General features: G+C 64.4%; 18 protein-coding genes. 14 read left to right on the forward strand and 4 right to left on the reverse strand.

Features of this window, described 5'->3' with window-relative positions:
• Positions 1–54: 54 nt before the first annotated feature.
• Together ACQ4W4_RS08600 and ACQ4W4_RS08605 are read left to right on the forward strand one after the other, a co-directional pair.
• Positions 55–3762, forward strand: a complete 3708-nt coding sequence (locus ACQ4W4_RS08600; RefSeq protein WP_436541607.1) for a PAS domain S-box protein — start codon at positions 55–57, stop codon at positions 3760–3762.
• Between the two features lie 13 nt (positions 3763–3775).
• Positions 3776–4771 (forward strand): response regulator, encoded by a 996-nt coding sequence (locus ACQ4W4_RS08605; RefSeq protein ID WP_436542011.1) that lies wholly within the window; start codon positions 3776–3778, stop codon positions 4769–4771.
• A gap of 10 nt (positions 4772–4781) precedes the next feature.
• On the opposite strand, the gene ACQ4W4_RS08610 is transcribed toward ACQ4W4_RS08605, so the two are convergent.
• The 4 genes from ACQ4W4_RS08610 to ACQ4W4_RS08625 form a co-directional block, all read right to left on the reverse strand.
• A complete protein-coding gene (locus ACQ4W4_RS08610) occupies positions 4782–5456 on the reverse strand; it encodes an RES family NAD+ phosphorylase (RefSeq protein WP_436541608.1) in 675 nt (224 codons plus the stop codon).
• A gap of 6 nt (positions 5457–5462) precedes the next feature.
• The gene (locus ACQ4W4_RS08615; protein WP_436541609.1) at positions 5463–6107 is read right to left on the reverse strand and encodes a hypothetical protein; all 645 of its coding nucleotides are present in this window, start codon (positions 6105–6107) and stop codon (positions 5463–5465) included.
• 117 nt (positions 6108–6224) lie between these two features.
• Positions 6225–8108: an esterase/lipase family protein gene (locus ACQ4W4_RS08620; RefSeq protein WP_436541610.1), complete on the reverse strand. Its 1884-nt coding sequence runs from the start codon at positions 8106–8108 to the stop codon at positions 6225–6227.
• Between the two features lies 1 nt (position 8109).
• Positions 8110–8886, reverse strand: coding sequence for a DUF481 domain-containing protein (locus ACQ4W4_RS08625; protein WP_436541611.1), 777 nt, complete (start codon positions 8884–8886; stop codon positions 8110–8112).
• A gap of 247 nt (positions 8887–9133) precedes the next feature.
• On the opposite strand from ACQ4W4_RS08625, the gene ACQ4W4_RS08630 reads away from it, so the two are divergent.
• The 12 genes from ACQ4W4_RS08630 to ACQ4W4_RS08685 all read left to right on the forward strand — a co-directional run bounded on the left by ACQ4W4_RS08630 (position 9134) and on the right by ACQ4W4_RS08685 (position 22892).
• On the forward strand, positions 9134–9820 hold the full coding sequence (locus ACQ4W4_RS08630) for a winged helix-turn-helix domain-containing protein (protein ID WP_152253375.1): 687 nt from the start codon (positions 9134–9136) through the stop codon (positions 9818–9820).
• Positions 9813–11165: a sensor histidine kinase gene (locus ACQ4W4_RS08635; RefSeq protein ID WP_436541612.1), complete on the forward strand. Its 1353-nt coding sequence runs from the start codon at positions 9813–9815 to the stop codon at positions 11163–11165. Before ACQ4W4_RS08630 ends, ACQ4W4_RS08635 begins: the two co-directional genes overlap by 8 nt.
• Before the next feature lie 245 nt (positions 11166–11410).
• Entirely contained in the window at positions 11411–12493 is a 1083-nt protein-coding gene (locus ACQ4W4_RS08640) for an acyltransferase family protein (RefSeq protein WP_436541613.1), read from the forward strand.
• 424 nt (positions 12494–12917) lie between these two features.
• Positions 12918–14006, forward strand: a complete 1089-nt coding sequence (locus tag ACQ4W4_RS08645; RefSeq protein ID WP_436541614.1) for an acyltransferase family protein — start codon at positions 12918–12920, stop codon at positions 14004–14006.
• Between the two features lie 174 nt (positions 14007–14180).
• Positions 14181–15077: a VirK/YbjX family protein gene (locus ACQ4W4_RS08650; RefSeq protein ID WP_436541615.1), complete on the forward strand. Its 897-nt coding sequence runs from the start codon at positions 14181–14183 to the stop codon at positions 15075–15077.
• A gap of 112 nt (positions 15078–15189) precedes the next feature.
• Positions 15190–16164, forward strand: coding sequence for a porphobilinogen synthase (gene hemB / locus ACQ4W4_RS08655; protein ID WP_070218449.1), 975 nt, complete (start codon positions 15190–15192; stop codon positions 16162–16164).
• A 106-nt stretch (positions 16165–16270) separates the two neighbouring features.
• On the forward strand, positions 16271–17614 hold the full coding sequence (locus ACQ4W4_RS08660) for an MBL fold metallo-hydrolase (RefSeq protein WP_436541616.1): 1344 nt from the start codon (positions 16271–16273) through the stop codon (positions 17612–17614).
• A gap of 56 nt (positions 17615–17670) precedes the next feature.
• Positions 17671–18180 carry a peptide-methionine (S)-S-oxide reductase MsrA gene (msrA, locus tag ACQ4W4_RS08665; RefSeq protein ID WP_436541617.1) on the forward strand — a complete coding sequence of 170 codons (510 nt, stop codon included), beginning with the start codon at positions 17671–17673 and terminating at the stop codon, positions 18178–18180.
• A gap of 24 nt (positions 18181–18204) precedes the next feature.
• Positions 18205–19023, forward strand: a complete 819-nt coding sequence (locus ACQ4W4_RS08670; RefSeq protein WP_436541618.1) for a helix-turn-helix domain-containing protein — start codon at positions 18205–18207, stop codon at positions 19021–19023.
• A gap of 216 nt (positions 19024–19239) precedes the next feature.
• Positions 19240–19638 (forward strand): DUF1842 domain-containing protein, encoded by a 399-nt coding sequence (locus ACQ4W4_RS08675; protein WP_436541619.1) that lies wholly within the window; start codon positions 19240–19242, stop codon positions 19636–19638.
• A gap of 218 nt (positions 19639–19856) precedes the next feature.
• Positions 19857–21200, forward strand: coding sequence for an MFS transporter (locus ACQ4W4_RS08680; protein WP_436541620.1), 1344 nt, complete (start codon positions 19857–19859; stop codon positions 21198–21200).
• 12 nt (positions 21201–21212) lie between these two features.
• Complete coding sequence (locus tag ACQ4W4_RS08685) at positions 21213–22892, forward strand: FAD-dependent oxidoreductase (protein WP_436541621.1); 1680 nt, start codon at positions 21213–21215, stop codon at positions 22890–22892.
• Positions 22893–22894: the final 2 nt, after the last annotated feature.

A 22894-nucleotide genomic window follows, 5' to 3' on the forward strand; every position in this document is an offset into this window, starting at 1 on the left:
GTGCGCCGTCATGTTTTGCGACGTCACGTTTCACTCTATTCGGTTCACGACAGTATGCTGAGTTCCATCTTTGCCGTATCGAACGATACCTTGCCGTACATCTATGGCACGCACAATGCCTGGCTGGTGCTGTTTTCCATCGGCATCGCCATCTTTGCCTCGTTCATGGCCTTGCAGATCGCCGGCATGGCGCGCAGCAGCGAACGCGGCTTCCAGCGCCAGACGGCCATCATCACGGGCGCCATCGCGCTCGGCGGCGGCATCTGGTCGATGCACTTCATCGGCATGCTGGCCTTCGACATCTGCACGCGCGTGTCCTTCGCTCCCGGCCTGACCCTGCTGTCGATGCTGCCCGGCATGGCCGCTTCGTGGGTGGCGCTGCACCTGCTGGCGCGATCGAGCATCAATTGGCGGCAATTGGTGGTCGGCGGCGTGCTCGTCGGAGTCGGGATCGGCTCCATGCATTACAGCGGCATGGCCGCCATGCAGACGTCGCTGGTCCTGCGCTACGAACCCTGGCTGTTTGTGCTCTCGCTGCTGGTGGCCGTCACCATGGCCATGCTGGCGCTGTGGGTGCGATTCGGCCTGAACGCCATGCGCCAGCGCGTCAGTCCGCTGGCATCCCTGCTGGTCAGCAGCGTGGTGATGGGTCTGGCCATTTCTGGCATGCACTACACGGGCATGCTGGCGGCGCGCTTTTCGGGCACGCCCACGGCAGGCGAGAACACGATTACGGTGCAAGCCTCGTTCGTCGCCCTGGCCGTGGCCCTGATCACCGTCACGCTGACCGTCTTTGTGGCCGCCGCGAACGGCTTGCTGCGCTACCGCCAGCTGCTGCGCCACGCCAGCGCCAGCGAATCGCGCCTGCGCGCCATCGTCGACACGGCGGCCGATGGCCTGATTACCATCGATGGTCAGGGCAAGGTGCGCTCCTTCAATCCCGCCGCGCAAAAGCTGTTCGGCTGGCGCGAAGCGGAGATCGTCGGGCGCGACGCCAGCGTGCTGCTGCAACCGGCCGACGCGGCCGAATACGAGGGTTATCTGCGCGACTATCTGGAAACGGGCGCCTCGCGCATCCTCGACAGCGGACGCGAACTCGATGGCTGCCACAAGGATGGCGCCGTGCTGCCCATGCGCGTGGCCATCGGCAAGATCGATACGCCGGGCCAGCCCCTGTTCGTGGCGTTTGTCACGGACATGCGCTCGTCGCGCAGCATGGAGCAGGCGCTCAAGGACAGCGAGCGCCAGTACCGTACCCTGATCCGCAATATCCCCGGCGTGTCCTTCCACTGCAGCTTCGCGCCCGAATGGAAGATGATTTTCATCAGCGACGCCGTTTTCAACCTGACGGGCTGGACGCCGCAGGACTTCATCGAAGGGCGGGTCAGGCTGTTCGACCTCGTGCATCCGGACGACCGCCAGCGCGTCAACGACACCTGCGTGCAGGCGGCCGGCGAACAGCGCGACTTCGAGAACGTCTACCGCCTGATCCACCGCGACGGGCGCGAGCGCTGGGTGCGCGAAAGCAGCGGCCCCGTGCTCGATAACGACGGCGTGGTGCGCTGGATCGACGGCGTCATCCTCGACATCACGGAAAGCGAATTGCGCAACGCCGAATACGAAGGCAAGGTGACAGCCATCTCGCGCGCGACGGCCGTGGCGGAATTCGACCTGCAGGGGCGCATCCTGGCGGCCAACCAGAACTTCCTCGACCTGGTCGGCTACCAGCTCGACGACGTACTGGGCCTGCACCACAGCATTTTCTGCGAGCCCGCCCAGGTGACCTCGCCCGACTACATCGCGTTCTGGCGGCACCTGGCTGGCGGCGAATTCAATACGGGCGAATACAAGCGCATCGGCAAGGATGGCCGTGAAGTGTGGATACAGGCTTCGTACAACCCGATCTTCAATACGGACGGCAAGCCGTTCAAGGTGGTCAAGCTGGCCACCGACGTGAGCGAGCGGCGCGCCATGCAGGAAAACCTGCGCGCGGCAAAAGACCGCGCCGAGCTGGCCGCCGAATCGAAGACCAGTTTCCTGGCCAACATGAGCCATGAAATCCGCACGCCGATGAACGCCATCATCGGCTTTACGGAAGTGCTGCTGGGGACCGCCCTGGACAGCCTGCAGCGCCGCCACCTGGGCACCGTGCGCCAGTCGGCCCGCTCCCTGCTCGAACTGCTCAACGACATCCTCGACACGGCCAAGCTGGAAAAGGGCGCCACCGAGCTGGAACTGGTGGACTTTTCGCTGCCCGACCTGGTCGACCACGTGGCCGCCTCGCTGCGCATTACGGCGCACGCGCGCGACCTGGTGCTGCACGTCGATGTCGATCCCGGCATGGGCCAGTTCTTCCTCGGCGACGCGCGCCGGGTGCAGCAGGTGCTGACGAATTTGATCGGCAACGCCGTCAAGTTCACGGAAGTGGGCCATGTGCGCGTGGCCGTCGGCATGCAGGGCGAGCAGGTGCATATCGCCGTGCACGACACGGGCATCGGCATTCCGGCCGACCGCCTGGACAAGATCTTCGCGCCATTCACGCAAGCCGATTCCTCGATGAGCCGCCGCTTTGGCGGCACGGGCCTGGGCACGACGATTTCGCTGCAGCTGGTCGAACTGATGAAAGGCACCATCACGGTGGAAAGCACCCTGGGCGTGGGCAGCGTCTTCCACGTGTTGCTGCCGCTGGCGCCGGGCAAGGCCGTGGCGCGCCGCAGCGAGCAGCCCGTCGTGGCCTTGCCGCCGCTGCGCATCCTGGCGGCCGACGACGTGCCGCAGAACGTGGAGCTGCTGCTGATCAGCCTGGGCGCCGCCGGCCACCAGGTGATCGCCGCCAGCGATGGCGAGAGCGCCGTGCGCGAGTTCAGCAAGGGCAGCTTCGACATCGTCCTGATGGACGTGCAGATGCCGCGCATGGATGGACTGGAGGCGACGCGCCTGATCCGCGTGTACGAGCGCGAGCAGGGCTTGAAGGCGACGCCCATCATCGCCCTGACGGCCAGCGTGCTGGAACAGGACCGCCGCGCCGCGCAGACGGCCGGCATGAACGGCTTTGCCTCGAAGCCGCTGGAGATGCACAAGCTGACGGCGGAAATCGCCCGCCTGCTCGATATCGCCGTGGCCATGCCGCCGCCGGCGTCCGGCGCGGCGGCGCGTGCGGCCGCCGGCCAGGTCGACTGGCAGCGCGGCATCGCCCTGTGGGGCGGCCGCGAAGCCCTGCAGCGGGCGATCGGCCGCTTCGTGCAGGCCAATGGCGATTGCGCCGCCATGCTGGCGGCGGAACTGGAACGCGGCGGCGGCAGCGTGGCCGGCCACCTGCTGCACCGTATCAAGGGCGCGGCGGGCAATCTGTGCCTGGTGCAGGTCGAAAGCCTGCTGGGACGCATCGAACAAGCGATCGCGCGCCAGTTGCCGGCCACCGAATTGCTGGTGCAGCTGGCCGCCGCCTTCATGGCGCTGGCCGGCGAACTGGAAGAGGTGGAGATGCCGGCCGTGGCCACGCCGGCGCCTGCTGCCAGCGCGCCCCTCGATGTAGCCGCCGCTGGCGCCTTGCTGCGGCAAGCCATCGCCAGCCTGGAGGGCGGACAGCTGGACGACGCCCTGATGGCGCAGATCGCCGCCATGCTGGCGCCGCATGGCCAGCAGCAGCGCCTGCAGGCGCTGGCCAGCGCCATCGACGACTTTGAATTTGCGCGCGCCGTGGGCGTGCTGCGCCAGCTGCTGGCGTGGCTCGAGGCGCCAACGGCTGCCGACCTTTCCTGATATTGGGCTAATGATGACCTTACAAGAAGACAAACCGATCCTGCTGCTGGTCGACGACGAAGCGACGAATCTGCAGGTGCTGCGCCAGATCCTGCAGGACGATTACCGCCTGCTGTATGCCAAGGATGGTGAGAAGGCGCTGGAACTGGCGCAGAACAACCCCGTCGAACTGATCCTGCTCGACATCATGATGCCGGCCATGACCGGCTATGAAGTATGCCGCCAATTAAAAGCCATGCCGGCCACGGCGCCCATTCCCGTGATATTCGTCACCGCCCTGTGCGACGTGAAGGACGAGGCGGACGGTTTTGACGCGGGCGCCGTCGACTACATCACCAAGCCCGTCAGCCCGCCCATCGTGCGCGCCCGCGTGCGCACGCATCTGTCGCTGGTGGACGCCGAGGAATTGCGCCGCTCGCGCCTGCAGGTGATCCAGACCCTGGGCCAGGCGGCCGAATACAAGGATAACGAGACGGGCATGCACGTCATCCGCATGAGCTATTACGCGCGCCAGCTGGCGCTGGCGGCCGGCTACGGCGCGGCCAGGGCGGAGGATTTATTGAACGCGGCCCCCATGCACGACGTGGGCAAGATCGGCATCCCCGACGCCATCCTGCAAAAGCCGGGCAAGCTCGATGCGGACGAATGGCAAGTCATGCGCCGCCACGCGGAAATCGGCGCGGCCATCATCGGCGAGCACGCGGGCGGCCTGCTGAAAATGGCGTGCACTATCGCCCTGACGCACCACGAGAAATGGGATGGCAGCGGCTATCCGCAAGGTTTGAAAGGGGAGGAAATCCCCCACGAAGGCCGCATCGTCGCCATCGCCGACGTCTTCGACGCGCTCACCAGCGAGCGCCCCTACAAGCGCGCCTGGACGGTCGAAGAGGCCATCGCCACCATGCAGCGCGATAGCGGCACGCACTTCGATCCCGCGCTGCTGGCGCTGTTTATCGAGCAGTTGCCGGCCATGCTGGAGATCAAGGACAAGTGGCGCGAGCCGGCGTAGGGGCGGCAGGTCAGGGCGGTTCCACGCGCAGGCGGTCGGCCAGCAACTGTGCATACGCAGGACTGTCGCCGAATGTCAGCTGTGAGCACGCCATGGCCTGGCCCAAGGTTGCCATGTGGCGCGATGAAATGGCATAGGCAAGTTTGCCGGGCTGCCGGCGCGATGGATACACGAAGCCATGAATCGCGCCTGCCTCCTGCGCAATGATCTGGTCCAGCTGCCAGCCCAGCCATTGGCACCAGCCGTGATCGGGGCTGCGCAATTGATCGTAGATACCCAGGCGGCTGGCGGCCAGCCCTGTCAGGTCGAGCAATTGCAGCGGGGCGCTGAACGACAGCGTGGCGATCAGCGCCAGTTCCGCACCATGCGCGATATAAAAGGTGCCCGGACGCGTCACGTCGTTCTGGCAAAGCTGGGCTTCCCAGGCCGCCGTGTAGGCATCGTCCGCAATATACGCCCAGTGATAGGGGAAGCCGGCCGCATCTGCCAGGTCGGCGGGCGGGCCGAAGCGGTATGTGCGTTCGACCTTCGCGGGCCAAATAGACGCCTCGTTCCACGCCGCGCGTACCAAGGCTTGGCCTGCTGGATGGGTGATGATATGACTCAATAATTCAGCGCGCAGCGATGCCAGCGCCGGCAGGCGCGCGGTCATTTCTGGCGGGATGGGCGTTAATTCAAACGTCATGCGGGGCTAGCCTACGATGTCGGCCATGCCCCTATGCTGCCACTTCGCCGCCGCCAGCACCTTGCGCAATCTCTCGCTGGCGGGCAAATCCAGCAGCGCCTGCTGACTGGGGTGGATGTCGGCCCGCGTTTCGAATGATTTTCCTGCGAGCATCTCTGCCGGCGAAAGTTCGTTGAGTTCGTCTGCGCTGCTGATCCAGAAGGCATGGATGTCACTACTGGGCTGGCCGGCGAGGACGGCCAGCACGGGCGCGATCAGTTCCGGCACAGGCTGGACAAATTGCCAGGCCGGAAACTCCTTGCCGATACTGCGTCCCTTGGGCGTCACGCAATAGAACCGCTGGCTTTCCACGGCGCGATACAGCGACGCCTGCGACAGTTCCACCCATCCTTGCTCAATGACATCGGATACCTTGAGTTTTGACACGGGAAGTTGCAGCAGGATCGAAGGCGGTGTGGCGAGCAGCGAAGCGCGCGCCGCATCGAGTGCGCGCGTGACCAGGCCGACCAAACGCTGGCGCTCGGGACCTTGCGCCAACAGGTCGAGTTGTGCGTTTACTAATTGCGAGAATTGTTCCACTACCCGCAGGTCGTTGTCGGTCCATTCCCGGTGCTCGGGCGCCAGGGTGTCGTGATGCAGATGCGCTGTCATGTTCGCTCCTCGGGTATATGCGCCAGGCATGCTACACACAAGATTATCATGTTTCGCAACTTTATCAAGCAAAAAACGCATTTTTCCTGCATCAGACAGCGAGATATATGCGGCTGATCAGGGCAAGCTGTCAGGCAACCGCAAGATCCGCCGTATCTCCAGGATCGCCTGCGGGCTTTCCTGCACGCTGTGCCAGGACGGGATGACTTTTTCCGACAGGGCGCCGTCGAGGTGGGCGCTGGCGTAGGGCACCACGCCGTCGCTCGACTCCGCCAATGGCAGGTCCGGCGTGTCGTTGCCCATGATGGAGTAGTAGCGCACTTTCGGGCTGATGGGCAGGTCCGCCACCAGGCGCACGAACGGGTCCTTGTCGCTGAGGTTATCGATGCTGTTGGGGATGCGCAGCGGTTCGCTGCTGCCCGTGTCGAGCTGCGCCAGGCTGCCGGCCGCGTCGGACAGCTGGTCGAGCATGGTGATGGGCAAGGTGACGAGGTTGGCGATCCAGCGCGCCACCTTGTGGTTGGCGAACGAGGTGCCGCGGTGCGGCGCGGCGATGAAGATGGCGCGGTTCACCTGCGGCATGGCCGTGAAATTGAGGTAGGGCGCCAGGCCCGCGCGCACCTTCTCCGCCTTCTTGCCCTTCAAATTGTATTCTTCCGCGATGGCGTCGAGCAGGGTGTTGCTGGCGTCGGACACCATCAGGCGCGCCAGCACGCCGCCCATGCTGTGGCCGATCAAGACCATGTCGTTCGCGGCGTCCGCCTTGCCCGCCGGGTCGAACTGCGCCAGGGTGGCGGCAAGCGCCTGGCGGATGGCGGCGTTGTTGGCGGCCAGCGGCGCGTTGCTCGGGTAGTACACTTGCCAGATCTGGTAGCGGCGGCGCAGCTGTTCGTCGCCCATCAGTTCATTCGCCACGTTGATCCACGCTTCCGGGCTGCTGGCCAGGCCGTGCAGCATGACGATGGTGCGCTTGTTCGGGTCGTACGGCTGCATCAGGTGCACCTGCGGGCGCGAAATGCCGTCGGCGCGGCCGAACAGGGTGCGCAGCGCCTGCACGCCGAAGCCGGAGCGGGCCAGCCACAGGCCATAGCCGGCCGTGAAATTGGCGGCCACGGGCAGTTCCTGGCCCGCCATGCGCGTCGATTCGCTGCGCGTCGGGTCGACCAGCATCACCAGCAACTGTTGCGTGGCCAGCACTTCCTGCAGGCTGTTGCCGTCGAAGCGGATCAGCGCCGTGACGACGGGGAAGCGCGTTTCCTGGTACGGCACATAGTCGCCTTTCGACGCCTGCGGCTTGGGCATGACGGCCACCAGGTCGGCGCCGAAGCCGTCGCGCCGGTACACATTGCGCAGGCCGGAAAACGTCAACGAGGTGGCCGGCAGCAGTTCTTCCGGCAGGGTGCCGTCTTCGGGCAGGCGCAGGGCCGACAGTTCGCTGTCGATCTGCCAGCCGGCGACGCGGATCACGTGGCCGTCCGGGCGGTACTCGCCGCGGTGGCGGAACAGGTTGCCGACGGCCTTTTGCACGGCATAGTTATAGTAGTCGCGGATTTGCGTCTGGCGTTCCTCGAAGGCGCGCTGGCCCGGCGTGCGCGTCGTGTAGAACAGGTAGGCATAGGCGTAGCGGGCCGATTCGAGCCACGCGGCCAGCAGCTCGGCGCTGGGGTGGCCGCCCTGTTTTTCTTCCGCCAGCGCGCTTTCCAGCCACAATTCGGAGAGGGTCGCCAGGCGCTGTTCGTCGCTGAGCAGCTCGGAGCGGGCCAGGTCGGCGCGGCAGCTGCCCGTATTGGCTTCGCAGGCGGCGATGTCGCTGCCGATGATGCGCAACACCTCGCTGGCTGCGGCGCTCAGTTTGCCCGTGGTGAGGATGTCGCCGCGCCGCTGCTGCAGGTAGTCGGCCGGAGAAATGGCGCTGACGGTGACGGCGGCGCAGCCGCTCAGCAGCGCCGCGGCGCACAGCAGGGCGCCCAGGCGCAAGCGCCGCATCAGCGTGGCCGGCATCTCAGAACGAGTAGACCAGGGTCAGCGAGGTTTGCGTATCTGTGTTCTTCTTGTCGTCCGGTACGCGCGTGTCGTTGCGGGCGCTGAAGGCCGCCTTCATCTGCATGGTGCCGTTGATTTTCGTGCTGAGGGCCGTTTCGGCGATCGAGTGGGTGTTCGAAGTGCCCCGTTCCACGCTGACCGTCTGCGTAAACATGGCTGACTGGCTGATCTTCCACTTCATGGCGGCCGCGCCGCGCACCGTCAGGCCGTGTTCCGATTCGCCCGCGTCATTGGTGCCGCTGAAATAGCCGGGACCGAATTCCACGTCGACGCTCTTGTCGCTGGACTGGTACCAGCGCGAGCCGTGACCGACGGCCAGGGTCGAGTACTTGGTGTAGGCGCCGAACTTGTCGTTCACGTGCGAGGCCAGCACGAACAGCTTTTCATGATCGGCCATCAGCTTGTAGGCGGCCTTGGCGGAGGCGGAAAAGCGCTCGGCCGAGCGCTCGCGGATCTTTTGTCCTTCGTCGTTCGTCGTTTCGTCTTCCTTGAAGTAGCCGCTGAAGATGTATTGGTTGCTCCAGTCATCGAGTTCCTGGCGCGCGTCGATCTTGCCCGTGACGGAGGTGCCGACCGTGTTGCCCGAGGTGGTGATGGCGCCCAGTTCGGCGGACGTGCTCCAGCTGCCGATGGGGATTTCATCGAACAGCATGCTTTGTTTGGTGTCTGCTGCGGCGGCGCCGCCGCAAGTGATGGCCATGGCCAGCGCCAGTGCGAGAGAAGAGGTCGATTTCATGGCTGTATTGGTCTGTGGCGCGCGCCAGGCGCGCCTGATGTTCGTTAGTGGCAGTGGTGGCTATGCTGGCCGCGGCAAGCCGGGAGGCGCCGATAAAACATGCGCGCGCGGGCGCGGCCAAACATTGTCGAGGCTGTATTGTACCCGACCCTGTCATCGCGCGCCGCACGCGGCGGGACTGGCAAGCGGCGCGCGCCTGGCGTATGCTGCGCATGTTTGCTGTCCCGATTTTTTACAAGGAACTCCCGTGCGCTGCCTGGTCATCGAAGACGAAGCCGAAACTTCCCGCTATATCTGTGCCGGCCTGCGCGAGGCGGGCCACGACGTGACCGCCTGCGACAATGGCATCGACGGCATGCGCCTGGCCTGCGGCGAAGACTGGGATGCGCTGGTGCTCGACCGCCTGCTGCCCGGCGAAATCGACGGCCTGGCCATCGTCGCGCGCCTGCGCGGCATGGGCCGCAACACGCCCGTGCTGGTACTGTCGGCCCTGTCCAGCGTCGACGAGCGCGTGCGCGGCCTGCGCAGCGGCGGCGACGATTATTTGTCGAAGCCGTTCGCCATCGCCGAACTGCTGGCCCGCATCGAGGCGCTGCTGCGGCGCGCCGCGCCCGTGCCCGAAGCGACGCAGCTGCAGGTGGCCGACCTGGTGCTCGACATGCGCACCATGCGCGTGACGCGCGCCAACCGGCAAATCGCCCTGCAGCCGCGCGAATTTCGCCTGCTCGAATACCTGATGCGCCACCAGGGCCAGTCCGTCACGCGCGCCATGCTGCTCGAAGCCGTGTGGGACTACCATTTCGACCCGCAGACCAACGTCATCGACGTGCAGGTGAGCCGCTTGCGCACCAAGGTGGACAAGGAATTTTCGCCGCCGCTGATCCACACGGTGCGCGGCGTCGGCTACACCCTGGGCGTGCTCGACGGTGCGTAAGCTGCACCGCTCGATCGCGGCCCGGCTGGCGCTCGGCTATGGCGTGCTGGTGGTCATGTCGATCAGCATCGTGTGCGCCGTGTTCTATTTCGGCACCATCGGCGTGCTCGATCGCAGCGTGGACCGCAAGCTGACCCTGCTCTCGGAGCGCCTCGCCGCGCTGTACGAACAGGGCGGCAGCAGCCGCACGACGGCGGAAATCGCCCATTTGCTGACCGACCGCACCGACAGCGACACGGAGATCTTTTTGCTGGTGGACGCCGATGGCCGCCGCGTGGCGGGCAATCTGTCGTCCTGGCCCGACCTGGGCAGCCCCGTGGGCCGCCTGCTGCACCGCGACGTCACGCGCGAAGGGCGCCGGGTGCCCGCGCGCATGCTGATCCGCGATCTGGCGGGCGGCGCGCGCCTGTTCGTCGGGCGCGACATGGAAGAGGGCAAGTCGATCCGCACCCTGGTGCTGCGCTCGCTGGCCTATGGCGGCGGCGTGGCCATCGTGCTGGTGGCGGCGGGCGCCTGGCTGTTCCGCCGCCAGCTCGAGGCGCGCATCGGCCAGATCCGCCGCACGGCGGGCGAGATCGAGGCGGGCGACCTGAGCCGGCGCATTCCCGTCGCCAGCGAGGATGAATTCGGCTTGCTGAGCCGCGACATCAACCGCATGCTCGACCGCATCGAACACCTGATGGAAGGCGTGCGCCACGTGTCGAACGCCATTGCGCACGACTTGCGCACGCCGCTGGCGCGCATCCGCAACAAGCTCGACGGCGCCTTGCGCCAGCAGCAGGACGTGGCCGGCTACGAGAGCGCGGCGCAGGCGGCCATCGACGACATCGACGACCTGACGCGCGTGTTCGACAAGCTGCTGCAGATCGCGGCGGCCGAATCGGGCATGCGCCCCGAGAATTTCGACGACATCGACCTGCACCAGATCGGCGCCGACATCGTGGAAATGTATGAAGCGACGGCCGACGAGCAGGGCGTGTTGCTGGTGCAGATGTATGGCGAGGGCGTGCCGGCGCGCGGCGACCGCAACCTGCTGGGCAGCGCGCTGGCCAGCCTGGTCGACAACGCCATCAAGTACGCGGGGCCGGGCGCCACGGTGGAAGTGTCGGCCGGCAGCGATGAGCAGGGCAGCTGGCTGGCCGTGCGCGACAACGGGCCCGGCGTCCCAGCGGAAGAGCTGCCGAAGCTGACGCAGCGCTTCTACCGCCTCGACAAGAGCCGCCATTTGCCCGGCAATGGCCTGGGCCTGTCCATCGTGGCCGCCATCGCGGCCCTGCATGGGGGCAGCCTGGAGATCAAAGATGCGGCGCCGGGCTTGCGGCTGAGGCTACGCCTGGTCAACTGAGCGCGCCGGCTTGCGCTGGCCCCGCGACGTGCGACTATTCCTGTGGTACCAATTCATGGAATTGTATATTTTGCATTTTAATATTGCATCATGTTATGATGTTGGTGATGTAAAAATGTTATTTCATTTGACAGAAAAGCAGTGCCAGGGCAGGCCAAACCTTGCCGGTATTGATCATTGTCTTCAGGCAGCGCGTTGCTGTTCTACCCATACAGTTCGGTAAACGATAATCAAGCGAAATTGAAATGATTGATGCAAGTGTCCAGCGTCAGGATGACGGGCGTATTATTTCCCTCGATGCCATGCGCGGGATCGCCTCCCTCGTGGTGGTGGTGTATCACCTGCCTTATATCTACGGTTTTAAGATGCAGTATGCGTATCTTGCCGTGGAATTTTTCTTTATCCTCTCGGGCTGGGTCATGGCCCACAGCTATGAAGAGCGTATCGGCAACGGCTTGCCGTTCAAGACCTTTGCCTTGAACCGTCTGGCGCGCCTGTATCCGCTCTATCTGTGCGCGACTTTGTTTGGTTTTTTCGTCATGCTGGTCAAGATGCGGTTCGGCACGCCGTCGGCCAATCTGGCCTGTCTCGTGCCAAATGCCCTTTTATTGCCCTGTATAAATCCCATCGGCACGGCGTTTCCCCTGAATGGGCCGGCCTGGTCGATCTTTGTGGAGGTGGCGGTCAATATCCTGTGGTTTTTTGCGGTGTGGCTGGGCTTGTCCACCTTGCGCTGGAAATTCTCCCTGCACCTGTGTTTTACGATCTTGCTATGGGGAACAGCTATCTACAGCCACCGCTACATGGGCGGTTTCAATCCGAATGACTTGCATGAGGGTTTGTACCGGGGACTGTTGGGATTTTCGGGAGGCATTTTGCTCTTCAGTTTCCGTCGGCAGCCGTGGATACTCGTCTATTTTGCGCTATTGACGATCGCCCTGCTCCTTGCTTTCAATTTGCGCGGCGACAGTGGCGGCGTCACGCCACTGGTTTTTGTCGTCATGGGCTTGCTGCCCGTGCTGGTGTGGCTGGCAGCGTGGTGGCGCCCGGCGATACTGGAAAACGGTTTCTGCGCTTATCTTGGCGATATTTCTTATGCCGTTTATCTGCTGCATTTGCCTTTGGCAATCTTGTTGCAAAAACCACTGCGTTTGATGTTGCCGGGACCCGGGATTTCCAGCATCGTGCTCAAATCCCTGATCTTCAGCGGCCTGTTGATCGCGCTGAGCACGGCCAGCTTCCGTTGCCTGGAAATGCCGGCCCGCCGCTGGCTGATGCGCCGCTTCCGCAAAGACGACAGGCAACAGCTGCCTTTTCCTGTCCGTTAAACGGTCTTCGACTCGAAAGATTTTGGCTCTGTCCTCGCTAAGTCGGGGGAGTGCAGGAATTTTTATCTGCCCCGGCTGTCTGACGTTCTATAGCAGACAGACGGGAGCCGCCCATGCAGCCAGCCCAGCGGGGAAACCTTCATCGCCTTGCTGCGCAGGGCCGTTGTATTGATCGTATGCATGGCCCGGCAGTGGTTGCGCTGTCCAACATGCAACAGCAGCCATGCTCACCGGCATGGCCAAGCGGGGACATATCCAATGTTTAACAAAGATTATAATTTTATATATTTAAAAAGATATTAATTGCTTTTTTTGCATGCCCATGGAATAGTCTTGCGTCAGGCAATTTTGCCGACGGAATCTTCCGCCCAGCATGCTGCCTGGCGAGGCAGCATGCTGGCGTCTTTCATTCGTAGGGGGGGAAATGGGAAATGCAGCGCCAGATGGCGTGATGGCAGGCGGCCGCGTCGTGTCGCTGGACGGTATACGAGGCATCGCCGCCCTGATGGTTATGGTGTATCACCTGCCGATCATTTTCGGTTTCCATATTCCGCATGCCTACCTGGCGGTCGACCTGTTTTTCATGCTCTCGGGCTGGGTCATGGCCTATAGCTACGAGGAACGCATAGCCCAGGGAATGGCATTCCGGCAATTTGCATTGCAGCGTTTTGCGCGCCTGTATCCCCTGTATGGCGTGGCGCTGGCATTGGGATTCTCATTTGCCTTGGTCAAATACCTGTTCGGCACGCCGACTGCCGCTACCTTGGTGTGCATCGTCCCAAATAGCATCATGTTGCCCTGCATGCTAGATGACCCTGAAAACTTTCCATTGAATCGCCCCGCCTGGAGCATTTTCGTTGAAGTGGCCGTCAATCTCGCCTGGTATTTTGTCGTGCGTTTCGGAATGAACACCGGGCGCTGGAAATTCGCCTTGCATCTTGGGTCGGTGCTGCTGTGCTGGGGTATGGCCTACTTGGTCGAGCGTTTCTTGCGCGGTTATACGCCTGCGGATGTGACTGAGGGGCTGCTGCGCGGCATGCTGGGTTTTTCGGGTGGCTTGCTGTTGTTCTATTGCCGTAAGCAAGCCTGGATACTCGCCTATTTTGCGGCGCTGTCCCTGGTCATTTTGCTGGTCTTTGGCCTCAAGGGGCGCAGCGTCGAACTGATGCTGCTTGCCTTCGTGGTCATGGCCCTGTTCCCCGCGCTGCTGTGGCTGCTGGCCGCCATCCGCCCAGCTGTACTGGAAGGCAAAATATCCGCCTTTCTCGGTGACATTTCTTATGCCGTCTATTTATTGCATGTCCCCCTGGGCCTGATTCTTGTCAATCCCCTGCTGCGCCTGGTGCCTGGCACCGGCCTGGCGCCGACTGCCATCCGCGCCGCATTGTTCACAGCGGTGCTGATCGCCCTGAGCAGCCTTAGCTATCACCGTCTGGAAAAACCGGCGCGGCGCTGGCTTGTGGCCCGGTACGGAAAACCGGCTCAGCGCATGGGGGCTGCCGCGGCGCCGTAGGCGCTCAGGTTCGCAAGCGGCACATTACCAACTTGTAACCCCCTTCATTTTCACCTCCCCCTATCATCCGCACTATCCGGTGTCGCGCGGGTGCCTGCGTGCAGCCGCCTGTCCCGGCCTGCGTGCGGCTGCGGCCGCGCCCCGTTCGTACAGACCCGTCGTAGAGCCGTTCGCATGCATACTTTTACCATCACCGGAGAACTGGCCGCTGTGCCAGCGGCGCGCCAGCATGGCCACCGTATCAAGGCCGCGCTGGGCGCCGTTGTCTTTCCCCTGCAGCGCGCGCGCTGGCAAGCCTTTGTCGCCGGCACGCCTGGTCTGGCGGCGCTGGCGCACGCCCACCCCAGCCTGCGCTACAAGATTTATCGGCCCTACGCCAGCCGCCAGCTCGGCTGCGCGGCGAGGGTGGACCTGCTGTGCGGGCATTACCGCTTCCTGTGGCAGGCGGGCGCGCGGCCGCTGGTGGAGTACGCGGCGCGCCGCGCGCTGGTGCTGGCCGCCATCGAGGGCAAGGATGGCGCCACCTACCGCCTGCAGCTGACGGCCATCCACGACAGCCACCGCGAAGGGGAGCTGTGCCTGCGCCTGACGCGCGACGGCGTGCCGCTGTACCTGGCCAGTTTCCTGTTCCGTCCCCAGCCCGGCGGCGCCGTCATCCAGCTGGGCGCCTTGCAGGGCTTGCGCTCGTCCGCCGGCGCGCAGGCGGTGAAAGAGGCCACGCGGGCGCTGCACGGCTGCCGGCCGAAAAACCTGATGGTGGCCGCCTTGCGCGACCTGGGCGATTTTTTCGGCTGCGCCCATCTTGACCTGGTCAGCAACGCCAACCGCATCGCCCTGAACTGGCGCCGGCGCCGCCATATCTCCTGCGACTACGACCTGGCGTGGCGCGAACTGCATGCGCTGCCTGCCGGCGACGGCAATTACCGCCTGCCATGCGGCCCGTGCCGGATGCCGGACCTGGAGCAGGTGCCGTCGAAAAAACGGGCGGACGCGCGCCGCCGCGGCGCCATGCTGGTGCAGCTGGCGGCGGACATGCGCTGGCAAGTGGCGGCCCTGCTGCACGCGCAGTGAGGTCGCAGGGCGGTGTTTCTTGACCTGCGCGGCTTTTTTGCCGGGCGGCCCGGCGCAAGCGGCGCGATCGGCGTATACTGATCGGCGTTGTTAACCTGAAGCCAGTCACCCCATGCCAGCACAATTCCCCACTTCGCGCATGCGCCGCCTGCGCGCGACCCCGCAACTGCGCGAGCTGTTCCGCGAAACCGAGATCAATCCGCGCGACCTGGTCCTGCCGATCTTCGTCGACGAAGGTTCCAGCGATTTCATCGACATCAAGTCCATGCCCGGCGTGCGCCGCATTCCCGAAGCGAAGCTGGCGCAGGAAATCGAGCGCTATGCGCGCGCCGGCCTGCGCTCCGTCATGACCTTCGGCATTTCGCACCACAAGGACAGCCACGGCACCGACACCCTGAACCCGGACGGCCTGGTGGCGCGCATGTCGCGCATCATCAAGGACGCCGTGCCGGAAATGGTGGTCATGTCCGACACCTGCTTCTGCGAATACACGGACCACGGCCATTGCGGCATCCTGCATGGCGACACGGTCGACAACGACAGCACGGTGCTGAACCTGGGCAAACAGGCCGTCATCGCGGCGCAGGCGGGCGCCGACATCATCGCCCCGTCGGCCGCCATGGATGGCCAGGTGGCGGCCATCCGCAGCGCGCTGGACGCGGCAGGCTTCCACGACACGCCCGTGATGGCGTATTCGACCAAGTTCGCCTCCGGCCTGTACGGCCCGTTCCGCGACGCGGCAGGCAGCACCCTGAAGGGCGACCGCAAGACCTACCAGATGGACCCGATGAACCGCCGCGAAGCGGTGCGCGAGTCCCTGATCGACGAAGCCGAAGGCGCCGACGCGCTGATGGTGAAGCCGGCCGGTGCCTACCTGGACATCATCCGCGACCTGCGCGAAGTGACGCGTTTGCCGATCGGCGCCTACCAGGTCAGCGGCGAGTACGCGATGATCAAGTTCGCCGCGCAGGCGGGCGCCATCGACGAGCGCCGCGTGGTGCAGGAAACCTTGGGCGCCATCAAGCGCGCGGGTGCGGACATGATTTTTACTTACTTCGCGATGGATGTGCTGAATAATCCGTATTAAACATTTCCCATCAAGTTAGTGCTTGTTTTCACCCCCAAAGCAAGAGCTGGGGTCAGACCCGGCGGGTCTGACCCCGGAATTTGCCGTTGGGTTTATTTAGCTTCCCATGCCCCTGAAAATCTCCCGCATCCTGCACGCCGGCTATGTCTTCGAATGCGAAGGCACGGCCATCGCCTTCGACCCCATCGTCGAAAACCCCTTCAGCCGCAACTGCCACGCGTTTCCGTCCGTGCGCTTCGACCTCGACGCCGTGCGCCGGCTGCGCTGGGATGCCGTCTTCATCTCGCATTTCCACGACGACCACTGCTCGCTCGACAGCCTTGACGTGCTGGATCGCGCCACGCCCATCTACCTGTACTGCGTCTTCGAGGAACTGTTCGCGATGCTGCGCGCGCTCGGTTTCACGCAGGTGGAGAAGCTGCAGGTGGACGTGCCCGTGCGCGTGGGCAGCATCGAGGTGATCCCGCGCCGGGCGCTAGACGACGACGTCGATTCGCTGTTCCAGGTGCGCGCCGATGGCCTCAATGTGCTCAACGTCGTCGACTCGTGGATCGGTCCGGAGACGCTCGAGCAGCTGGCCGCGTTCGCGCCCTGGGACATGGTCTTGTGGCCATTCCAGACCATGCGCGAGCTCGCCGTCATCGCGCCGTCGCAGGCGCAGCCTGGCCCGGTCGAGCTTCCCGACGACTGGGTGCCGCAGCTGCGCGCGCTGGCGCCCCGTTACCTCGTGCCCAGTTCCTGCCAGTTTGTGCAGGAGGACTGGTCTTGGTACAACCACGCGATGTTCCCGATCACCTACCGCCGGTTCACCGATGAAATGGGCGCCGCGCTGCCGGACGCGCACATCTTCCGCCTCGACCCGTCGACGGCCGTGCTGCTCGACGCGCACGGCATGACGCCGGCCGCGCCGCTGCCCTGGGTCATGCCCGTGGGCCCGCAGGACGTCGATTTCGACTACCGTCCCGAGGCGCTTGCGCCCGCCACGGCGGACATCGCCCGCCGTTTCGCGCCCTTGAGCGACGCCGACACGGCGCTGGCGCTCGATTTTTGCCAGAACGGTTTACTTGAACGCTACCGCGACATGGAGCTGCCCGAGGACAGCTACTTCCAGCAACCGCGCCTGTGGCGGCTGGCCCTGTACGGCCATGACGGCGCGGCCACCATCCTGCATTACCGCACGCATGGCGACTTGATCGACCTCGTGCCCGACACCGGCGAGGCGCCCGGGTGGACCACCGAGGTACCCTTGGTGAAATGCCATGGCGCGCTGGTGCTCGGTGAATCGCTGACCTCGATGTACATGCGCATCAACGATGGCCCGTTCGATGCCGGGGCGCGGGCCGCACTGGCGGAGGCCGACATCGTCGACGATCCCTTGATCCGCTGCCTGTTCAACGACGCCATCGGCGCCTATCAGGCGGCGCAGCTCAAGCGCTTGCTGGCCCGCTGAAGAAAGTCGCGCGACAGGGTAAGATAGCTGCTTCTGACTACAACGGGAAAGACACCATGGCACAAGACAAGGAAACCGCAATCCTGGCGGGCGGCTGCTTCTGGGGCGTGCAAGACTTGCTGCGCCGTTATCCGGGCGTGATCGCCACGCGCGTGGGCTACAGCGGTGGCGACGTCGCCAACGCCACCTACCGCAACCACGGCACGCATGCGGAAGCGATCGAGATCATCTTCGATCCGAACACCATCAGCTACCGCAAGATCCTGGAATTCTTCTTTCAGATCCACGATCCCAGCACGGAAAACCGCCAGGGCAACGACCGCGGCACCAGCTACCGCTCGGCCATCTTTTACACCAGCGATGAGCAAAAACGGGTGGCCGAAGACACGATACGCGACGTCGACGCCTCCGGCCTGTGGCCCGGCAAGGTGGTGACGGAAGTGGCGCCGGCCGGCCCGTTCTGGGAAGCGGAACCCGAGCACCAGGATTATCTGCAGCGCTTGCCGCACGGCTACACCTGCCATTACATCCGGCCGGACTGGGTCTTGCCGCAGCGCGCGCAGTAAGCGCAGAGGCGGAGGGGAGCAGGCATGCGTTACTGGCGCGTCGAGCGACGGCAGGCGGAAGGGCAGCTGGACTTCGGGCGTACCCTGGAGCTGATGGCTGCCATCGGCCATGCCGACGTGAACGCCGTCGCCGGGGCCATCCTGAAAACGGTCAGCACGGCCGCGCCCATCGCCCAGTGCACGATCTTTGCTTATGAATTCGGCAACCGGCCCCGCACGGTGGCGGTGGCCGACCGGCGCGGCGGGCGGTTTTTGCAGGATATTGCCGACAGCTATGCCCGCCATTACTATGCGCTCGATGGCAACCAGCGCGTGATCGCGCCCGCGCCCGGGCGGAAAATCGATCCCGCCATCGTGCTGCACCAGCAAGCGAGCGACGAGATCGACCATCCCGGCTACCGCGCCACGTGCTACCTGAAACCGAACGTGTCGGACCGCCTGTCGCTGCTGGTGCAGCCGGCCGGCGATATCTGGCTGTCCGTCAATTTTTACCGCGACAGCAGCCAGGGCCAGTTCCAGCCCGGCGAAATTGCCGCCATCGAAACCCTGTCGCCGCTGTTTGCCCATGCCGTCAAACACCACTACCGCCTGAACGGCCAGCCCGCGCAAGGCGTTGCGCCCATGATGCTGGCAAGGCTGCGCCAGCATTGTCCCGCCTTGAGCAAGCGCGAACTGGACGTGCTGCGCGGGGTGCTTGAGGGACTGACGGCTGCGGAAATTGCCGAGACCATGGGCGTGCAGCCATCGAGCGTGATCACCTACCTGAAGCGCGCCTATAAACGCCTGGGCATTGCCAGCCAGCGTCAATTGTTTGCGCTATGTCTAGGGCCGCAAGCTTCTTGAGTGATAGCAAATGCGCCACATGGGGCACAGCATAAAATTGCCGAAATTCAAGGCAACAATGTGAGCATATTGCCATGAAAATAGGAACTATGCTGGTTGCAGAGTGTCGATGCGCCTCAGCATGACGGTTATCGGCAAGGCTGATCAGCCAGTGCCTGTCGCCGCGCGCGATCTCCGCTTTTCATGGCTCAGGTATCATTCCCGAAGGAGTCCATTGTGTCCTCATCTGAATTGAATGCCGTAGAACACGTCTATCTGATCGCAGGCAATCTCGGCCTGCCCGGCGCGCCCATCCTGAATCTGGCCCTGTTTTACAACCCTGACGATGGCACCGTCAGCGGCGAAGCCCTGATCACGCAATCGGTCACGCCGCCGCATGGCCGCGTGGTGATCCGTCCCGTCAGCGGCCCCGTGCACGGCCTGGGCCTGGGCGACGCCACACGCGTCTTTAGCCTGAACGGCGAATATGTCGTCTCCGTGCCGCCACCGGCCATAGGCAGCTACCTGGCCAAATTCGAAGCCACCTTTGTCACCGACAACAACTGGAGCGGTCACGGGTCCTTCAGCTATGACCAGCAGAAGGTCAAAAACGTGCCCATCAAGAAACGCGGCTAAACCCGTCCGCTGACGGCGGGCAAGCCTGGCGGCGGCGTCCTTTCCGGGAGCGCCGCCGTTTTTGCGTGTGTTTTCTACTCCTTCCGGCCGGCGTCTGTCCCCAAAATGGGGACAGCCATGGTCGTAGTGGTCTGCATACTGTGTCGCACGCCGGAGCATCCGGCCGCTCTCACCCCAGAACAACAACAAGGGGAGAGCGACACCTTATGGAGACCAGCATGACCATCGCCCAAGGGGCCACCCCCGCCACCCATGCGCCCGTCCCCGACGCGGCCGCCAATCAGCTGGAACAGCAAGTGATGCGCAAGGTATCGCGCCATCTGCTGGGTTTTCTGTTCCTGCTGTTCGTGTTTTCCTTTCTGGACCGCATCAACATCGGCTTTGCCGGCCTGACCATGATGCAAGACCTGGGCTTGTCCGGCACCCAGTTCGGCTTTGCCACCACCCTGTTTTACATCGCCTACATCGGGTGCAGCATTCCCAGCAACATCGTGCTGGCGCGCATCGGCGCGCGCAAGTGGATCGGCAGTATGATGATCGCCTGGGGCCTGGCCTCGACGGCGACCCTGTTCGCCAGCGGCCCGGCCAGCCTGTATGCGCTGCGCTTCTTAGTGGGCGTGACGGAGGCGGGCTTTCTGCCCGGCATGCTGCTGTACCTCACGTACTGGTTTCCCAGCGCCTACCGTGCGCGGGCCAATGCCCTGTTCATGATCGCCATGCCCGTCACGGCCGCCATCGGTTCGGCCTTGTCGGGCCTGATCCTGGGCCTCGATGGCCACTGGGGCTTGAAGGGATGGCAATGGCTGTTCTTGCTCGAAGGCATGCCTTCCGTGCTGCTGGGCCTGGCCGTCTACGGTTATCTCGACGACTCGCCCAACAAGGCGAACTGGCTGGGCAAGCTGGAACAGCAGATGCTGGCGCGCATGCTGGCGGCCGAGCATCAGCCTGATGCGCCCCGGGAAAAAGTCTCGGTACTGGCGGAAATGTGCTCGCCCACCGTGCTGAAATTCGGCATCGCCTATTTCTGCCTGGTCAATACCCTGGCGATGGTGGCCGTGTGGACGCCGCTGATCGTGAAGAGTTTCAATAGCAATGCCAGTAACACGCAGATCGGCTTGCTGGCGGCGATACCGCAAGTGTGCACCGTGATCGGCATGATCGTCTGGGGCCGCCGCTCGGACCGCTTGCAGGAACGCCGCTGGCATATCGTCTGGCCCATGCTGCTGTCGGCCGCCGGCTGGCTGTTCACGGCCTATGCAAGCAATCCCGTCGTGCAGCTGCTGGGCGTTTGCATGGCGTCGACGGGCGCCTATACGGCCATGTCCGTCTTCTGGACCACGCCGGACCGGGCCCTGAGCCTGGGCGCGCGCGCCATCGGCATCGCCGTCATCAATGCCACGGGCAATATCGGCTCGGCCCTGAACCCCGTCGTCGTGGGCTGGCTGAAGGACTTTACGCACAGCTTTGCCACGGGCTTGCTGTATGCGAGCGTGCTGCTGGTGGCGGGCGCGGCCATCGTGCTCACGCTGCCCATCGCACGCGGCGGCAAAACACATTCTTGAGAGGAGACCATCATGCGCGACACGTTTCACCCTTACCCCCATGTGCCGAAGGTGTATCCGCCCGGCAAGCCGGCCGGCGCCGCCACGCAGCATGTCCCCGTCCTGATCGTCGGCGGCGGCCCCGTGGGCCTGGCCACGGCCCTGGGCCTGGCCCGCCACGGCGTACGCTCGGTGCTGATCGAAGCGGACGACGGCGTGTGCACGGGCAGCCGCGCCATCTGCATTTCGCGGCGCAGCCTGGAAATCATCGAACGCCTCGGTGCGCTCGACGGTTTTATCAGCAAAGGCTTGCCGTGGGCGGGCGGACGCAGCTTTTACCGCGACGAGGAGGTGCTGCACTTCACCATGCCGCAAGACGCGAACCAGAAGCTGCCGCCGATGGTCAACCTGGCGCAGTACCATATCGAGCAATTCCTGCTCGATGCGGCCGAACGCCAGCCCGAGTTGATCGATATCCGCTGGCAAACGCGGGTCACCGGCGTGGAGCAGCGCGCCGATGGCGCCAGCGTCACCGTGGCTACGCGCGATGAAACCTATAAAATCGACACGGACTGGCTGGTGGCGGCCGACGGCGGGCGCAGCGTCGTGCGCGAGGCGCTGGGCCTCAAATTGCAGGGCACCAGCTATGAAGGCCGCTATGTGATCGTCGACATCCACCTGAAGAGCGAGCGCCCGACGGAGCGCCTCGCGTATTTCGACCCGCCGTCGAATCCCGGCTCGACCGTGCTGGTGCACAAGCAGCCCGACGATATCTGGCGCATCGATTACCAGTTGCGCGACGACGAGGATGCGCAGGCGGCCGTGCTGCTGGAAAACGTGGCGCCCCGCGTGGACAGCCTGCTGGCCATGATGGGGGAAACGGCGCCATGGCACCCCGTGTGGATCACCATCTATAAAGCCAATGCCTTGACCCTGGAGAAATACCGGCATGGCCACGTGCTGTTCGCGGGCGACGCGGCCCATCTGGTGCCCATCTTCGGCGTGCGCGGTGCGAACTCGGGCATCGACGACGCGGACAACCTGGCCTGGAAGCTCGCGTACGTGGTCAAGGGGCAGGCGCCCGATAGCTTGCTCGACAGCTATTCGGACGAACGGGTGTACGCCGCCCGCGAAAACCTGCGTCACGGCACGAAAAGCACGGAATTCATGGCGCCGCCCACGTTTGCTTTCGAACTGATGCGCACGGCCGTGCTGGGCCTGGCGGGCAAGCACGCGCACGTGCGCTCGCTGATCAACCCGCGCCAGACCAGCGCCATCGCGTATGCGCAGTCGGCGCTGAACGCACGGGAGGTCGATGCTTTTGCGGCCGGTCCCGCGCCGGGTACGGTCTTGCCCGAATGCCCGCTCGCGCTGACGCAAGACGGCGCGCAGCAAGCGCGGTATATTACCGATTTGCTGAAACGCGCCGATGGCCATTTTACGGGCCTGTATTTCAGCGCCGATGGCGCTGTGCCTGTGGAACTGCTGGCGCTGGGCGACAGCTTGCCGCTGACGACCGTGGCGATCGCCCGCAGCGGCGAGCAAGGGTGCGCCTGGGACCACACGGCGCAGGTATGCTCGCTGTTCGACGCGCAGCCCGGCAGTTTTTACCTCGTGCGCCCGGATGGGCACGTGCTGGGGCGCTGGCGAGAGGTGAGGGTGGGGCAGGTGGCGGCAGCGCTGGCGGCGGCCGGCATCGTCCAATCAAAGTAACA

This window comes from Janthinobacterium glycogeni (genome assembly GCF_051380725.1).
Lineage (GTDB): Bacteria > Pseudomonadota > Gammaproteobacteria > Burkholderiales > Burkholderiaceae_D > Janthinobacterium.

Excerpts from the sequence above, each read along its gene's own strand:
- ACQ4W4_RS08685 (WP_436541621.1), top strand. The coding sequence starts at position 21,213 with ATGCGCGACACGTTTCACCCTTACCCCCATGTGCCGAAGGTGTATCCG.
- ACQ4W4_RS08640 (WP_436541613.1), top strand. The coding sequence starts at position 11,411 with ATGATTGATGCAAGTGTCCAGCGTCAGGATGACGGGCGTATTATTTCC.
- ACQ4W4_RS08615 (WP_436541609.1), bottom strand. The coding sequence starts at position 6,107 with ATGACAGCGCATCTGCATCACGACACCCTGGCGCCCGAGCACCGGGAA.
- ACQ4W4_RS08645 (WP_436541614.1), top strand. The coding sequence starts at position 12,918 with ATGGGAAATGCAGCGCCAGATGGCGTGATGGCAGGCGGCCGCGTCGTG.
- msrA (WP_436541617.1), top strand. The coding sequence starts at position 17,671 with ATGGCACAAGACAAGGAAACCGCAATCCTGGCGGGCGGCTGCTTCTGG.
- ACQ4W4_RS08625 (WP_436541611.1), bottom strand. The coding sequence starts at position 8,886 with ATGAAATCGACCTCTTCTCTCGCACTGGCGCTGGCCATGGCCATCACT.
- ACQ4W4_RS08605 (WP_436542011.1), top strand. The coding sequence starts at position 3,776 with ATGACCTTACAAGAAGACAAACCGATCCTGCTGCTGGTCGACGACGAA.
- ACQ4W4_RS08610 (WP_436541608.1), bottom strand. The coding sequence starts at position 5,456 with ATGACGTTTGAATTAACGCCCATCCCGCCAGAAATGACCGCGCGCCTG.
- hemB (WP_070218449.1), top strand. The coding sequence starts at position 15,190 with ATGCCAGCACAATTCCCCACTTCGCGCATGCGCCGCCTGCGCGCGACC.
- ACQ4W4_RS08680 (WP_436541620.1), top strand. The coding sequence starts at position 19,857 with ATGACCATCGCCCAAGGGGCCACCCCCGCCACCCATGCGCCCGTCCCC.
- ACQ4W4_RS08650 (WP_436541615.1), top strand. The coding sequence starts at position 14,181 with ATGCATACTTTTACCATCACCGGAGAACTGGCCGCTGTGCCAGCGGCG.
- ACQ4W4_RS08660 (WP_436541616.1), top strand. The coding sequence starts at position 16,271 with ATGCCCCTGAAAATCTCCCGCATCCTGCACGCCGGCTATGTCTTCGAA.
- ACQ4W4_RS08600 (WP_436541607.1), top strand. The coding sequence starts at position 55 with ATGCTGAGTTCCATCTTTGCCGTATCGAACGATACCTTGCCGTACATC.
- ACQ4W4_RS08620 (WP_436541610.1), bottom strand. The coding sequence starts at position 8,108 with ATGCCGGCCACGCTGATGCGGCGCTTGCGCCTGGGCGCCCTGCTGTGC.
- ACQ4W4_RS08670 (WP_436541618.1), top strand. The coding sequence starts at position 18,205 with ATGCGTTACTGGCGCGTCGAGCGACGGCAGGCGGAAGGGCAGCTGGAC.